This is a genomic window from Nonomuraea sp. NPDC001636 (assembly GCF_040298265.1).
GTDB lineage: Bacteria > Actinomycetota > Actinomycetes > Streptosporangiales > Streptosporangiaceae > Nonomuraea.
In genome coordinates this window covers 296,853-311,011 of record NZ_JBEOZT010000006.1, presented here as the reverse complement: position 1 = coordinate 311,011, position 14,159 = coordinate 296,853, and the positions used below count along the sequence as shown (strand labels likewise).

Below are 14,159 nucleotides of genomic sequence, written 5' to 3'. Positions count from 1 at the left end.
CCCCCCATAGCTTTGGCTACTGCCTATAGCCTAAGCTAATTCATGTGGCTGACATTCCCGACCGGCGAGCACGACGGCGAGCCGAGACGCAGGCCGAGATCCTCCGCATCGCCCTCGACGTGATGGCGGAGGAGGGCGTCGCGGGGCTGAGCCTGGCGACCGTGGCCAGGCGGCTCGGCATCCAGCCGCCGTCGCTGTACAAGTACTTCCCGTCCCGGCACGCGGTCTACGACGCCCTGTTCCGGCGCGGGCAGGAGGGCTACCTGGAGGCCGTGCGGCGGGGGGCCGGGCCGCACGAGCCGGGGCTGGCGGCCATGGGGCCGTCCCTGGAGGCCGGAGCGCGGTGGATCATGGAGAACCAGGTGCTGGCCCAGCTGATGTTCTGGCGGCCGGTGCCGGGGTTCACGCCCTCGCCCGAGGCGTACGCGCCCGCGCTGGCCGTCCACGAGCACTTCGCCGAGCTGATCAGGGCCGCCGTCGGGCGCGGTGAGCTGCACCCCGACGCCGCGGGCGAGGAGGGGCTGGCCCTGGCCGCGAGCCTGATCGCCGGGCCCGTGTCCCAGCAGCTCAGCAACGAGCCGGGCGCCTCCTACGAGGAAGGGCGGTTCACCCGGCTCGTCCCCCGGCTGCCGGCCGTGTTCGCGGCGGTGTACCCGCCGCCGTGAGCTGGTCGCCGATCGGTGGCGCGCCCCGCCGGTTGTCGATCTCCAGGTGCGGGACGACGGGCGGCTCGTCCACCCGGATGTTGCGCAGGTAGTCGGCGAAGGCCGCCAGCTTGCCCGCGTCCCTGGCCAGGCCGCGCGCCTCCAGCCGGGCGCGCAGCGTCGGGCCGTCCGAACGCACCCACAACAGGCGCACGGGCGGGCCGCCCAGCTCCGCCACCCACCGCGCCCACCGCGCCGCGTCGTGCACCTGCGCGGTGAACGGGCCGTCGAGCAGCACCGGGCAGCCGTGGCCGCGGATCTGTGCGGCGATCCTGGTCAGGCCGGTGTACTCGTGGTGCTTGACGTGCCGGTCGTACCAGGGACCCTCGCGCTCGCCCTCGTCGCGGCCGTGGGCCCGCAGGACCTCCGCGACGAGATCGCCGTAGACGGTGTCCTTGTCGAGCAGCGCGGGCACCGGCGACAGGCGGGCCAGCAGCTCGGCCGCCACCGTGGACTTGCCCGCCCCCGGCGGCCCGCTGATCACCCACACGGTCGTCATGCGCCCAACCTACGCGGATCTGCGTACACGAGTGCCTCGCCTGGGCGGACGACGTCCGGCCCGCCCGCGGACAGACTTCCTGCTCATGCTGACCGTCTTCGCCAGAGCGTTCCGGGTGCCGGAGCTGCGCAGGAAACTGCTGTTCACGTTGGGGCTGATCGTGCTGTTCCGCCTCGGCCAGATCATGCCCGCCCCCGGCGTGGACGTCGTGGCCGTGCGGCAGTGCGTGGGCTCGGCGAGCGGCGGCGTCTTCGACATGATGCAGATGCTCAGCGGCGGCGCGATGCTCCAGCTGTCGGTGTTCGCGCTGGGCGTCATGCCCTACATCACGGCCAGCATCATCCTGCAGCTGTCCGCCGTCGTGGTGCCGCGGCTCGACACGCTCAGGAAGGAGGGGTCCAACGGGCAGGCGCGGATCACCCAGTACACCCGATACCTGACCGTCGGCCTCGCCGTCCTGAACGCCACGACCGTCGTCACCCTGGCCCGCTCGGGGAACCTGCTGCCCGGTTGCGCCCGTCCGCTGCTGCGCGACCAGGGGCTGCTCGCGGTGTCGGTGATCGTGGCGACGATGGTCGCGGGCACCTGCGTGGTCATGTGGATGGGCGAGCTGATCACCGACCGGGGGATCGGCAACGGCATGTCGATCCTCATGTTCACGCAGGTCGTGGCCGTGTTCCCGGGGTACATGGCGAAGATCTTCGTGCTCACGCCGTTCGGGTTCGCGGTGATGCTGGCGGCCGGGTTGTGCCTGGTGGCGGCGGTGGTGTTCGTCGAGCAGGCCCAGCGGCGGGTGCCCGTCCAGTACGCCAAGCGCATGGTGGGGCGGCGCATGTACGGGGGGAGCAGCACGTACATCCCGCTCAAGGTCAACCAGGCGGGGATCGTACCGGTGATCTTCACCTCGTCGCTGCTCTACGTGCCGACGCTGGCCGCGCCGCTGCTCGGCGCGGAGGCGGGCGCCTGGGTCTCGCGCAACCTGACCGCCGGCACCCATCCGCTCTACATGAGCGTGTACGTGCTGCTGATCGTCTCCTTCGCCTACTTCTACGTCGCGATCACCTTCAATCCCGTCGAGGTGGCCGACAACATGCGGCGGTTCGGGGGATTCGTGCCGGGGATCCGGCCGGGCGCGCCGACGGCCCGCTACCTGGCGTACGTGTTGTCGCGGCTGACCGCGCCGGGAGCCGTCTACCTGGGCGTGCTGGCGCTGCTGCCGCTGGTGGCGTTCGCGATCCTGCGCGACCCCGGCACGCAGCAGAACTTCCCGTTCGGCGGGACCAGCGTGCTCATCATGGTCGGCGTCGGGCTGGACACGGTCAAGCAGATCGAGGCCCAGCTCCAGCAGCGCAACTACGAGGGCTTCCTGCGATAGACCGCGGGCCGGGCGCGAGGGCTTCCTCGGGCAGGCCGCGTGCCCGGCTCAGACCGGCGGCGCGAGCCCGGCCCGCATGGCGAACACCACGAGCTGGGCCCGGTCGCGGGCACGCAACTTGACCATGGCCCGGCTGACGTGCGTGCGCACGGTGTCGGGGCTGATCACCAGCTCCCTGGCGATCTCGTCGTTGGACCGGCCCGTCGCCACCCACGCCACCAGCTCGCGCTCACGCGGGGTGAGCGTGCCCAGCCCCTCGACGGGCTCGGCGCCGCCGCGGCCGAACAGCCCGATGACCTTCCTGGTGATGGACGGCGACAGCAGCGCCTCGCCCGCCGCCACCACGCGCACGGCGTTGACCAGCTCGTCGGGCGCGCTGTCCTTGAGCACGAAGCCGCTCGCCCCGGCCTGGAGGGCGGCGAAGACGTACTCGTCGACGGCGAACGTGGTCACCACGACGATCCGGGTGCCGGCCAGCGTGGGATCGGCGGCCACGGCGCGCAACGCGGACAGGCCGTCGGTGCCGGGCATGCGGATGTCGAGCAGCAGCACGTCGGGACGGGTGCGGCGGATCAGGTCGAGCGCCGCCGCCCCGTCGGCCGCCTCGCCCACGCACTCCATGCCGGGCTCCCGCTCCAGCAGCGCCCGCAGCCCCATCCGCACGACGGCCTGATCGTCGGCGACCGCCACCCTGATCACGCGACCCCCGGCGTCGGTACCGGGCGAGGCTGCACCGGGCAGGGCTTGACCGGGGGCCGGCGTGTCCGGGCCTGAGGGGTGGGAGCCTGGGCCGGGGGCGGTCATGCCTCGTACCGGGGGAAGCGGGCGGTCACCTGGAAGCCGCCGCCCTCGCGGGGCCCGGCTGTGAGCCGGCCGCCCGCCCCGGTGACGTGGGCGCGCATCCCGGCCAGCCCGCGGCCCTCGGCGGCGCCGTTCCAGCCCGCGCCGCGGTCGGCCACCTCCAGGACGAACACGCACGGGCCGTCGGCCAGGCGCACCGAGGCCCTGGTCGGGCCGGCGTGCCGGAGCACGTTCGTGAGGGACTCGCGGACCACCCGGTAGACGGCGTCCCTGAGGTGGGCGGGCACGGCGGGATCGGCGAGATCGGCGGGCTCGACGTCGACCGGCAGGCCCGCGGCGCGTACGCCGGCGATGAGGCCGGGCAGGTCGGCGGCCGGCGGGTCGATGCCGTCGAGTGCGGCGCGCAGGTGGGCCAGGGCGGTGGTGCTGGTCTCCCTGATCGCCCGGAGCGAGGCCCGTGCCTGCTCGGGGTCGTCGTCGAGGACGACGAGCGCGAGCCCGGCCTGCATCGCGATGGCGGCGAGCCCGTGACCGGCGGCGTCGTGCACCTCCCCGGCGATCCGCGCCCGCTCGGCCGCCGCCACCTCGGCCTTGCCGAGGAAAGCCCCCGACCGCCCGAGCACGGCCTCCGCCTGCCCGAACACGGTGTCCGCCGCGTGCGGGACGGCCTCCGCCGTGTGCGCGACGGCCTCCGCCGTGTGCGCGACGCCCCCCGCTGTGTGCCGGACGGTCTCCGGTGTGTGCGGGACGGCGTTCGGCGCGTGCGGGGTGGCGGTCGCGAAGGCGTCGGCGGTGGCGGTGGGCCGGGCGGGACGAACGGTGGCGGCGGGATGGGCGACCGCGGGCGCCGGGATCCCCCAGGCCGCACCCACCGGCCAGGCCCCGCGCCCGGAAGCCGCACCCCCAGCCCCCAGACCGCAAAGCCCCCCGCCCCCAGCAACGGACGCACCCGGAACGAACGCGGACGGCGACGCGGTGTGCGAGGCGAGCCCGGACGGCGACGCGGTGTGCGAGGCGAGCCCGGACGGCGACGCGGTGTGCGAGGCGAACGCGGACGGCGACTTGCTGTGAGGAGCGAGGGCGGACGGCGGCGACGCGGTGTCGGAGGCGTGGGACGAGGGCGGGGGCTCGGCGTCGGCGGCGGCCGCCGCTGCCGCGGCCCTGGCCTGCGCGAGACCGCTGAACGACCACGGGACGGCCAGCCACCCGGCCCAAGCCAGCATGACGACGACCGGGACGTCACCCACCCGGCTCAGACGCGACAGCGCCGCGAACGACCTGCGCAGGCGCCCGCCGCGTTGCGTGTGCTCGCTCACCATCCCCCACCCGGCCAGGCTCGTGTCGCCCCGATCCTAGCGAGTTCTGGGCGGCACGGCCCGATCACCGCCCGCCCGCCCACCCCGAGACGATCTTGACGACAGGGCCGGGATCAGCCCCTCGGGCATGCGCACGCTCCTCGACGAGGAACTGCCCGCTGGGTCAGCAGGCGCAGGGATCGTGGTCCAGTTGGTCAGCCGGCGCAGGGATCGTGGTTCGGTCGGTCAGCCGGGGCGGCGGCGGGGTTCGGTCGGTCAGCCGGGGCGGCGGCGGGGTTCGGTCGGTCAGCCGGGGCGGCGGCGGGGTCCGGTCGGTCAGCCGGGGCGGCGGCGGGGTTCGGGGTCAGCGCATGCCGTCGGTGAGCCAGCGCAGGGGGTTGTCGTGGGTGATCAGGCGGATGACGTCCTCGCCGGTGCCGGCCTCGCGCAGGCGGGGGAGCAGGCTGTGGAACAGGTGGGCGTAGCCGCAGCCGCCGTACCGCTGGACCTGGGCCACGCGGCTCAGGCCGGTGCTGAGGAGCAGGCGGTCGGCGTGGCCGTCCTCGATGAGGCCGAGCGCGATCCTGGCCGCCTGGTCGGGGCCGAGCGCCAGGACGCTGAGGCTGACGTACGCGCCCGCCTCGGCGATCTTGCGGGCGCCGCCCAGGTCGCCGGAGTAGCCGGCGGCCACGCGGGAGCCGGGCAGGTTCTCGCCGAGCAGGATCTCCAGCAGCGCCGGGGCGTTCTGGCCGTGGGTGGCGACGGGCAGGCGCGACTGCCGGGAGGCGCGGGCGGCGGCGCGCAGGCAGCGCTCCTCGCGGGCGGTGGGCTCGGGGCCCCAGCTGCCGACCTCGCCGATCACGCCCGGGAAGACGCCCGTGCCGTCCACGCCGCTGGAGATCTCGGTCATCAGGCGCCGGGTGAGCTGCTCGACGTCCTCGTCGCCGACGTCGGTGAACGGCTGGGCGAAGAAGCCGGTCGAGGCGATCACCGGCACCCGGCTGCCCGCCGCGATGCGGGCCAGGGCGGCGGCGTCGCGGCCCATGCCGAGACAGGTCAGCTCGACCACCAGGTTGAGCTCGTCGGACTGGCGCAGCTCGCGGAGCTCCGCCGTGACAGTGGTCTCCTCGTCGAGCCAGCGGTGGGGGTCGGAGTCGATGCCGACCGCCCAGCGCATGTCGTTGCGCAGGTGCTCGTGGGGGAGTACGGCGCCGTTCACCGCTGCCGCGCGGATGGGGCCGGTGACGGTGCGAAGGATGACCTCGGGCATAGCAGACATTAACCGATAGTTGCCGGAATCCCCTTCCTTCTGGCGGGAAATTTTACTCTTCGTCCTGTTTGGCGACCTGCTAGTGGTCTGCAAGTGTTCCTGTCGATGTGGGCCGTATCCTGAGAGACAGCCGACGACACGGGGGAGACGTGCCGATCCAGAACTCCGAGACGGGCGACGCCGACGTGATGAAGGACGAGGCCGCCGACCGCTCCGCCATGCCCGCCCGCCGCAGCGGTCTGAAGGGCCGGCTCGACGGCATCCGGTCCACCCGCGCGGGCGCGCTCACGCTGAAGATCGTGGTCGGCGTCATCGGCGCGGTGATGGTGGTCGGCGGCCTGATCATGGTGCCGTTCCCCGGGCCCGGCTGGCTCGTGGTGTTCGCCGGGCTGGCGGTGCTGGCCACCGAGTTCCATTGGGCCCACCGGGTGCTGGAGTTCGGCAAGCAGACGCTGCACGCCTGGACGCAGTGGTACAAGCGGCAGGGCTGGACGGTGCGCATCCTCGTGCTGCTGGTGACCGTGGCCGCCGCCGCGGTGATCGTCTACTTCGGCATGCTGACGCTCGGCATCGACCTGCTGGAGATCGCCCAGCGTTTCGTCTAGTTCCGCAGGGGATTTCAGACCGGGTCGTTATCGTTCCCGGAATCGCCGCCTTTCCCTGCCTATTCTGCGGGCGTGCTCGCTCACCTCGCCGTCGCGCTGTCGCTGACGTTCCTCGCCCCGGCCGCCGCTCGGGCCGACCTGACGTTGCCGGAAACCGGCGGCATGAAATATCACGAGAAATCGGGCGATCCGGTACGGCTGAGCGCGTACGGCCTCGGCACCGGACGCACGTACCTGCGCGCCGCCACCGGCGACGCCTTCACCCGGCAGAAGGGCCTGTCGGAGGTGGCGGTCTCGCCCGACGGCCGCCTGACGGCCGGGGTGCCGTCCGCGTACCGGGCGGGCTACGACTCGGTGGTGGTCACCGACCGGGCCACCGGCAAGACCGCGCGGATCCGTACCGTCAAGAAGCCCATGACGGCGGCCTACGCCTCCTGGTCCAGGGACGGCAGGAAGCTCGCGCTCACCGTCGAGCAGAAGAGCGGCGGCACGTGGCGGGTGCTCGGCTTCACGGTGGTGGACGTGCGCGCGGGCACCGCGAGCACGGTCCGCGTCGCGGGCCTGGCCCGGAAGGCCGGCTTCTGGTGGAGCCCCGACGGCAACCTCGTCAGCATGTACGGCACCGGCCTGCGCGTCTACCGCCCCACGGACGGCGCGGTGCTGCGCACGTACGCGGACGTGGGCCTGCCGACCGGCCCCGAGGACTCCTACGCGCCCTCGGGCAAACGCCTGACGACGTGGTGCCCCTCGCGCTTCAAGGAGCAGGTGTGCCTGGTCGACCTGGCCACCGGCACGATCGCCCAGCGCGTGGCCGTCAAGCCGGCGGCCCTGTTCGGCTGGTGGGACGACACCCACCTGATCGCCGTCACGACGGCGGGGAAGGGCCGCCGCCTGTCGGTGCTCGACCTGACCGGCCGGACGACGCGGGTGCTCGCGGACGTGCCCGCCGCCACCTGGGCCGCCGAGCTGTGGGTCAACTTCGCCAGGACCCGGGTGTCATAGGTACAGGCCCGTGCCGTGGTCGGTCTCCTGGGTGGCCACCGCGTGCAGGTCGCGCTCGCGCATGACGAGGTAGACCCGCGCGTGCACCTCGACCTCGAACTGGTCTTCCGGGTTGAACAGCACCTTGTCGCCCACCTTGACCGCGCGCACGTTCGTGCCCACGCCGCAGACCTCGCCCCACGCCAGCCGGTTGGCCATCTTGACCGTCGCGGGGATGACGATCCCGGAGCCGCTGCGGCGCTCCTCGGCCTCCTGCTCCAGCCGGATCATCACTCGGTCGTGCAGCATCTGAATCTCGAACTTGGGCGCTTCCACGGGTCACAGTTTACGAGCCGCCGCAGCTCCGAAAATCCCGCGATCGTCCCAGGTCCCGCCTTCCCCGGAGATCGGGTCACGGCAGCAGGAGCTCGGCGTAGACCGGACGGTGGTCGCTGCCGACCGGCGCGAGCACCCGGAAGTCCCGCACGGCCATGCCGTCGCCGGCCAGCACGTGGTCGATCGCCACGCCGGGCAGCGGCCCCCATCCGCCCCACGTCGGAGACAGGCCCCGGCCCATGGCGTCGGCCGCGTCGCGGTAGCCGGCGGCCAGCAGCTCGCGGAGCGGGAGGTGGTCGAGGGTGGCGTTGAAGTCGCCGGCCAGCACGCGCAGCCGTCCGCCGCCGCGCGGCAGGCGTTGCAGCCCCGCCAGCCAGCACGGCCGCCGGCCCGTCCGCTTGGGGGCGCACGGATGCACCGAGACGATCTCCACCCGGGCCCCGCCGGGGTGCTTCAGCACGGCCGTGGCCTGGCCGAACCCGCCCGCCTCGATCAGCTCGCCGGCGGTGAGGGGATGGCGGGCGTACACGGCCGAGCCGCCCGCGCCCGGGGCGGGCCACGTCACCGCGTACGGCAGCAGCTCGCGCAGCCCGGCCGCCGCCAGCCGCCGCTCGGCGAGGGGCGTGAACTCCTGCAACGTCAGCACGTCCGGCCGCAGCGACCTGACCTGCCCGGCCAGCTCCGTCGCGTCGGCCGTGCCCACCAGCAGGTTGGCGGCCAGCACGCGCAGCGGCGCGCCGTGGGCGGCCGGCGCGGGGTCGGGCAGGGCGCGGGGCAGCACCGCGACGCCCAGCGCCAGCACCGTGACCAGCGCGACCGCCCCCGCCGCCCACCGCCGCAGCAGCCCGGCGAGTGCCAGGCCCAGCGCCGCCCCCACCGCCGCGTGCGGCGTGAACGCGACCGCCGGCACCCACGGCCAGTCCGGCTCGAACCCGCTCAGGCGCACCGCCGCCCAGACGGCGAACGGCGTCACCGCGATCCAGCTCATCCAGCTACGCACGTTCTGTATCGCCATATGTCGTGAAAGGCGTTCACGGCGTGAGAAAGTGTGCTGCATGCGCGACGTGGAAGCCCGGGTCCTGAACGCCATCGACGAGGCGGAGGCCGTCGGTCTGCTGGCCGAGGCGGTGCGCGTCCCGAGCGTCACGGGCACCGACGCCGAGTCCGACCTCCAGCACCGCTTCGCCCGCCTGCTCACCGAGGCCGGCCTGGACGTGGACGTCTGGAAACTCGACCTCGCCGACCTCACCGCGCGCGCCGGTTTCCCCGGCACCGAGGCCCCCAGGCAGGAGGGTTACGGCGTCGTCGCCGTGACCGAGGGCGAGGGCGTGCCGGCGCTGGCCCTCCAGGGCCACGTGGACGTCGTCCCGACCGGCGACCTGGCCAAGTGGGAGGGCAGCGACCCGTTCGCCGCCCGGATCACCGGCGACGTGCTGCACGGCAGGGGCGCCTGCGACATGAAGGCCGGCCTGGTGGCCAACCTGGCCGTCGTCCGGGCGCTGAAGCGGGCGGGGGTACGCCTGGCCAGGCCCCTCGCCGTGCACTGCGTGATCAGCGAGGAGGACGGCGGCCTCGGCGCGTTCGCCACCCTGGCCAGGGGGCACACGGCGGAGGCCGCGGTGATCACCGAGCCCACCAGCGGCGCGGTCATCACCGCCAACGCCGGCGCGCAGACCTTCCGGCTGGAGATCGCCGGCCGCGCCGCGCACGGCGCCACGCGGTACGAGGGCGTCAACGCGATCGAGGTCTTCTGGCCGGTGTTCGAGGCGATCAGGCGCCTGGAGGCCGAACGCAACCGGGACGTGCCGGAGCTCTTCGGCGCCAACCCCATGCCGTACCCCATCGAGGTCGGCACCGTGCGGGCCGGCGACTGGGCGAGCACCGTGCCGGACCTGCTGGTCGCCGAGGGACGCCTCGGCGTGCGGCTGGAGGAGGACCCGGCCGCGGCGCGGGCGGCCTTCGAGGAGGCCGTCGCCTCGACCGGCCATCCGTGGCTGCGGGACAACCCGCCTGCGGTGACCTGGCCGGGCGGCCAGTTCGCCAGCGGCCGGCTGCCCGCCGGGCACGAGCTGCTCGGCGCGGTCGACCAGGCCGTCGCCGACGTCGCGGGCCGCCGTCCGGCCGAGGCCGCCGCGCCGTACGGGAGCGACCTGCGCCTGTACGCGGCGGCAGGTGTCCCGACCCTGCACTACGGCCCGGGGGACGTCCGGTTCGCGCACGCGCCCAGGGAGCAGGTCGAGCTGGCCGAGCTGCGCGAGGTCACCCGCGCGCTGGCGCTGCTCGCGGTGCGCCGCTGCGGCGTCCTGTGAGCGGTTCCCGGTACGACCGTCACAGGGACGACTCGACCGGCAGGCCGGCCCCGACCCAGTCCTCGATGCCCTCGGCGTACCGGCGCACGTCGGTGTAGCCGAGCGCGGTCAGCCGGTTGGCCACGGCCTTGCTGTTGCCGCAGGCGGGGTTGGAGCAGTAGGTGACGATGGTGGCGTCCTTGTCGGGCAGCAGCTCGGCGGCGCGCTCGGCGACCTCGCTCTCCACCAGGGCGACGGCCCCGGGCAGGTGCTGCTGGGCGTAGGAGGAGCCGCCGAGCGTGTCCAGCACGGTCACGCTGCCCAGACGGGCGTGCAGCTCCTCGCGGGTGATGGTCATTGTGGCCTCCGAGCGAAATGGACTAGAGTCCGGATGTGTGAATGGCCAGGAACCTAACGGACCGCAGTCCGGTTCGTCAAGCGAGCCGCTGGAGCTGCTGACCGGCAAACCGGTCAGGGAACGCGCGGACGCGGCGCGCAACAGGGAGAAGGTGCTCGCGGCCGCCGCGCGGCTGTTCGCCGAGAAGGGCGTGGAGGCCGTGTCGATGGACGCGGTCGCCGCCGAGGCGGGCGTCGGCAAGGGCACGCTGTTCCGCCGGTTCGGCGACAAGTCGGGGCTGGCGGTGGCGCTGCTGGACGCCCGCGAACGCGACCTGCAGCAGCGCGTGCTGTCGGGGCCGCCGCCCGTCGGCCCCGGCGCTGCGGCCGCCGAGCGCCTGACCGCCTTCACGGCCGCCTACCTCGACTACCTCTACGCCCACCTCGACCTGGTGCGGATGTCCGAGACGGCCAGCCCGGGGGCCCGCTACCGCATCGGCGCCTACCGCTTCTGGCACCGCCACGTCGCGATCCTGCTGGCCGAGGCCCGGCCCGGCGCCGACGCCGACGTGCTCGCCCACACCCTGCTGGCCGCGATGGGCGCGGAGGCGGCCGGGGTGCTGCGCGAGGAGTACGGCCGCGAGCGCGCCGCCGCGGGCATCACGGCCCTGGCCGCCGCCCTCGTCCGGCCGGTCTAGCTCGAGTTGTTCGGCTCAGGCGGGAGCGGTCACCCGCCGCCGCGCCTCGGGCACGATCATCGGCGTGCCCGACTGCGGGTCCTGGATGATCTCGCACCGCAGGTCGAACACCCGGTGGACCAGCTCGGGCGTGACGATCTCGGCGGGCACGCCCTCGGCCACGACCTCGCCGGCCCGCATGACGATCAGGTGGGTGGCGTACCGGCACGCCTGGTTGAGGTCGTGCAGCACGGCGACCATGGTCCGGCCGGCCTCGTGCAGGTCGGCGCAGAGGTCGAGCACCTCGATCTGATGGGAGATGTCCAGGAACGTGGTGGGCTCGTCCAGCAGCAGGATCGGCGTCTCCTGGGCCAGCGCCATGGCCAGCCACACCCGCTGCCGCTGGCCGCCGGACAGCTCGTCCACGATCCGGTCGGCCAGCCCGGCGACGTCGGTCGCGCGCATGGCCTCGGCCACGGCCGCCTCGTCGGCCCTCGACCACTGGCGCATGAGCCGCTGGTGCGGGTAGCGGCCGCGGGCCACCAGGTCGGCCACGCTGATCCCGTCGGGCACGATCGAGCTCTGCGGCAGCAGGCCCAGCCGCCGCGCCACCTCCTTCGACGGCAGCGCGGTGATCACGCTGCCGTCCAGGTGCACGGCGCCCTTCCTCGGCTTGAGCATCCTGGCCAGCGCGCGCAGCAGCGTGGACTTGCCGCACGCGTTCGGGCCGATGATCACGGTGAAGGACTCGTCCGGGATCGCCACGCTGAGCTCGGCGGCCACGACGCGCTGGTCGTAGGCGAGGGTGAGGCCGGTGCCCGACAGGCGGTGGTCAATCATCAGTGACGGTCCTTTCGCAGGAGCAGGGCGAGGTACGTGCCGCCGATGGCGGCGGTGACCACCCCGACGGGGAGCTGGGTCGGCGCGAGCAGCCGCTGGGCGACCAGGTCGGAGGCGGTGAGCAGCACCGCGCCCATGAGCGCCGAGGCGCCCATCGTGACGCCGGGGGAGCGGATCAGCCGGCGGGCGATCTGCGGCGCGGCCAGCGCGACGAAGACGACGGGCCCGGCCGCAGCGGTGGCCACGCCGGTCAGCAGCACCCCGGCGGTGATGGCCGCGGCCCGTACGGCCTCGACCTTGACGCCCATCGCCCTGGCCGCGTCGTCGCCCATCTCGATCATCCGCATCGGCCGCGCCACCAGCGCGCACACCGGCAGCAGGACGGCCAGCGCCACCGCGACCGGGATCGCGTGGGCCCACCCGCGCCCGGCGAGGCTGCCGGTCAGCCACGCGCCCGCGGTGGCCGCGTCGTTGATGTTGGCCCTGGTCAGCAGGTAGTTGTTGACCGCCAGCAGCAGCGTGTTGGCCCCGATGCCGACCAGCACCAGCCGGTAGCCCTGCACGCCGCGCCGGAAGGCCAGCGCGTAGACCAGGACGGCGGTGACCACGCAGCCGGCCAGCGCGCCGCCCGCGATCGTCATGGCCGAGCCGCCCGCGACGACGGCGAGGATGCCGCCCGTCGAGGCGCCGGCGGTGAAGCCGACGAAGTCGGGGCTGCCCAGGGGGTTCTTGGTCAGGCTCTGGAAGATCGCGCCGCCCGCCCCGAACGCCGCCCCCACCAGCAGCCCGGTGACCACGCGCGGGGCCCGCAACCTGCTCACGATCAGCTCGGCGACCGGCGTGCCCTGGCCGAACAGGGCGTCCAGGACGTCGGGCACGGAGACGGTGAACTCGCCGGTGGCGATCGCCGCCACGCCCACCCCGCAGCCGATCGCCACGAGGGCGGCGCAGACGAGCAGCGACCGGGGCGCGAGCCGGACGGACCAGGGGCCGAGACGTACGGTCACAGCGCCGCCACCCGCCTGCGCCGGGCCAGCAGGATGAAGATCGGCGCGCCGATCACCGCCCACACGATGCCCACCTGCACCTCTCCCGGACGCGCGACCAGCCGCCCGACGACGTCGGCGCCCAGCAGCAGCACGGGCGCGGCCAGCGCCGAGTACGGCAGCACCCACCGCTGGTCGCCGCCCACCAGCGCGCGCACGGCGTGCGGCACGACCAGCCCGACGAACCACAGCGGCCCGGCGGCGGCGGTCGCGGCCCCGCACAGCAGCGTGACGGCCACGCCGGTGAGGACGCGCGTCCTGCCGACCGCGACGCCCAGCGAGCGCCCGGCGTCGTCGCCGAGCGAGAGCATGTTGAGCGGCCTGGCCAGCGCCAGCCCGAGCGCCAGCCCCGCCACCATGAACGGCGCCAGCCGCGCCAGCGTGTCCGCGTTCTGCCCGGCCAGCGAGCCGGTCAGCCAGAACCGCATCCGGTCGAAGGTCTGCGCGTCCATGCGCAGGATCGCCGAGGCGACGGCCGTGAACACCATGCCGAGCGCGACCCCGGCCAGCGCCAGGCGTACCGGTCCGGCGCCGGAGCGGCCGGCCGCGGCCAGCGCGTAGACGACGACGGAGGCCACCGCGGCGCCGCCGAAGGCGAACCAGACGTACACGGCGGGGTCGGAGAGGCCGAACAGGCCGAGCGCGAGCGTGACGCCGAGCGCGGCGCCCTCGTTGATGCCGAGCAGCCCGGGGTCGGCCAGCGGGTTGCGGGTCAGGCTCTGGATGAGCGCCCCCGCCAGGCCCAGCGTCGCGCCGACGCCGATGCCGAGCAGCGTGCGCGGGATGCGCAGCTCGCGGATGACGACGTGGTCGCTGGAGCCGTCGGGGGCGAGCAGCGCGTCGATCACCGTCGAGAACGGCACCGACCGCGCCCCGAGCGCCACGCTCGCCATCGCCACCAGCGCCAGCACCCCCGCGGTCACGACCAGCCCGATCACCAGCACGGACGCGGGCCGGCGCGGTCGCGTCCCCTCCACGGTCGCCGGCGGACGCCCGCCGGCGGGCTCAGCCGTGTCCTCAGCCGGGCGCACCCGACCCCCTCTCGTAGCGGTCAAACTTAGGTAAGGCTAATCTAATGTCTCCGTAAGAAGGCAAGCCTAACCTTA

General features: G+C 74.1%; 16 protein-coding genes. 6 read left to right on the top strand and 10 right to left on the bottom strand.

Annotated features, from left to right (window positions below; translation table 11 throughout):
- The first annotated feature begins 44 nt into the window (after positions 1-44).
- Positions 45-665 carry a TetR/AcrR family transcriptional regulator gene (locus ABT158_RS15590; RefSeq protein WP_352353600.1) on the top strand — a complete coding sequence of 207 codons (621 nt, stop codon included), beginning with the start codon at positions 45-47 and terminating at the stop codon, positions 663-665.
- Here the strand turns inward: ABT158_RS15590 and ABT158_RS15585 are convergent.
- Complete coding sequence (locus ABT158_RS15585) at positions 607-1,203, bottom strand: P-loop nucleotide/nucleoside kinase family protein (RefSeq protein WP_352353598.1); 597 nt, start codon at positions 1,201-1,203, stop codon at positions 607-609. The two genes, ABT158_RS15590 and ABT158_RS15585, sit on opposite strands and share 59 nt — an antisense overlap.
- Positions 1,204-1,288: 85 nt before the next feature.
- Between ABT158_RS15585 and secY the strand changes: the two genes are divergently transcribed.
- A complete protein-coding gene (gene secY, locus ABT158_RS15580; protein ID WP_352353596.1) occupies positions 1,289-2,578 on the top strand; it encodes a preprotein translocase subunit SecY in 1,290 nt (429 codons plus the stop codon).
- A 48-nt stretch (positions 2,579-2,626) separates the two neighbouring features.
- Here secY and ABT158_RS15575 read toward each other — a convergent pair whose 3' ends face one another.
- From ABT158_RS15575 to ABT158_RS15565, 3 genes are all read right to left on the bottom strand, one after another.
- A complete protein-coding gene (locus ABT158_RS15575; protein WP_352353595.1) occupies positions 2,627-3,277 on the bottom strand; it encodes a response regulator transcription factor in 651 nt (216 codons plus the stop codon).
- 101 nt (positions 3,278-3,378) lie between these two features.
- On the bottom strand, positions 3,379-4,698 hold the full coding sequence (locus tag ABT158_RS15570) for a sensor histidine kinase (protein WP_352353593.1): 1,320 nt from the start codon (positions 4,696-4,698) through the stop codon (positions 3,379-3,381).
- Between the two features lie 340 nt (positions 4,699-5,038).
- Complete coding sequence (locus ABT158_RS15565; protein ID WP_352353591.1) at positions 5,039-5,944, bottom strand: phosphotriesterase family protein; 906 nt, start codon at positions 5,942-5,944, stop codon at positions 5,039-5,041.
- A gap of 149 nt (positions 5,945-6,093) precedes the next feature.
- Between ABT158_RS15565 and ABT158_RS15560 the strand changes: the two genes are divergently transcribed.
- Positions 6,094-6,549 carry a TIGR02611 family protein gene (locus ABT158_RS15560; protein WP_352353589.1) on the top strand — a complete coding sequence of 152 codons (456 nt, stop codon included), beginning with the start codon at positions 6,094-6,096 and terminating at the stop codon, positions 6,547-6,549.
- 72 nt (positions 6,550-6,621) lie between these two features.
- Positions 6,622-7,551 carry a TolB-like translocation protein gene (locus tag ABT158_RS15555; protein ID WP_352353587.1) on the top strand — a complete coding sequence of 310 codons (930 nt, stop codon included), beginning with the start codon at positions 6,622-6,624 and terminating at the stop codon, positions 7,549-7,551.
- Here the strand turns inward: ABT158_RS15555 and ABT158_RS15550 are convergent.
- Together ABT158_RS15550 and ABT158_RS15545 are read right to left on the bottom strand one after the other, a co-directional pair.
- A complete protein-coding gene (locus tag ABT158_RS15550; RefSeq protein ID WP_352327236.1) occupies positions 7,546-7,866 on the bottom strand; it encodes a GroES family chaperonin in 321 nt (106 codons plus the stop codon). The genes ABT158_RS15555 and ABT158_RS15550 overlap by 6 nt on opposite strands.
- 76 nt (positions 7,867-7,942) lie before the next feature.
- Positions 7,943-8,866 (bottom strand): endonuclease/exonuclease/phosphatase family protein, encoded by a 924-nt coding sequence (locus ABT158_RS15545; protein ID WP_352353585.1) that lies wholly within the window; start codon positions 8,864-8,866, stop codon positions 7,943-7,945.
- 55 nt (positions 8,867-8,921) lie between these two features.
- Between ABT158_RS15545 and ABT158_RS15540 the strand changes: the two genes are divergently transcribed.
- Complete coding sequence (locus tag ABT158_RS15540) at positions 8,922-10,175, top strand: ArgE/DapE family deacylase (RefSeq protein WP_352353583.1); 1,254 nt, start codon at positions 8,922-8,924, stop codon at positions 10,173-10,175.
- Positions 10,176-10,194: 19 nt separating this feature from the next.
- On the opposite strand, the gene ABT158_RS15535 is transcribed toward ABT158_RS15540, so the two are convergent.
- Positions 10,195-10,512 carry a rhodanese-like domain-containing protein gene (locus ABT158_RS15535; protein ID WP_352353581.1) on the bottom strand — a complete coding sequence of 106 codons (318 nt, stop codon included), beginning with the start codon at positions 10,510-10,512 and terminating at the stop codon, positions 10,195-10,197.
- A gap of 37 nt (positions 10,513-10,549) precedes the next feature.
- Here ABT158_RS15535 and ABT158_RS15530 point away from each other — a divergent pair, with 37 nt between their 5' ends.
- Positions 10,550-11,188 carry a TetR/AcrR family transcriptional regulator gene (locus ABT158_RS15530; RefSeq protein ID WP_352353579.1) on the top strand — a complete coding sequence of 213 codons (639 nt, stop codon included), beginning with the start codon at positions 10,550-10,552 and terminating at the stop codon, positions 11,186-11,188.
- A 15-nt stretch (positions 11,189-11,203) separates the two neighbouring features.
- On the opposite strand, the gene ABT158_RS15525 is transcribed toward ABT158_RS15530, so the two are convergent.
- From ABT158_RS15525 to ABT158_RS15515, 3 genes are read right to left on the bottom strand one after another with little or no spacing between them, the layout of a single operon-like run.
- Positions 11,204-12,007, bottom strand: coding sequence for an ABC transporter ATP-binding protein (locus ABT158_RS15525; protein WP_352353577.1), 804 nt, complete (start codon positions 12,005-12,007; stop codon positions 11,204-11,206).
- Positions 12,007-13,014, bottom strand: a complete 1,008-nt coding sequence (locus ABT158_RS15520) for a FecCD family ABC transporter permease (RefSeq protein WP_352353575.1) — start codon at positions 13,012-13,014, stop codon at positions 12,007-12,009. Before ABT158_RS15520 ends, ABT158_RS15525 begins: the two co-directional genes overlap by 1 nt.
- Positions 13,011-14,084 (bottom strand): FecCD family ABC transporter permease, encoded by a 1,074-nt coding sequence (locus ABT158_RS15515; RefSeq protein ID WP_352353573.1) that lies wholly within the window; start codon positions 14,082-14,084, stop codon positions 13,011-13,013. Before ABT158_RS15515 ends, ABT158_RS15520 begins: the two co-directional genes overlap by 4 nt.
- Positions 14,085-14,159 lie beyond the last annotated feature (75 nt).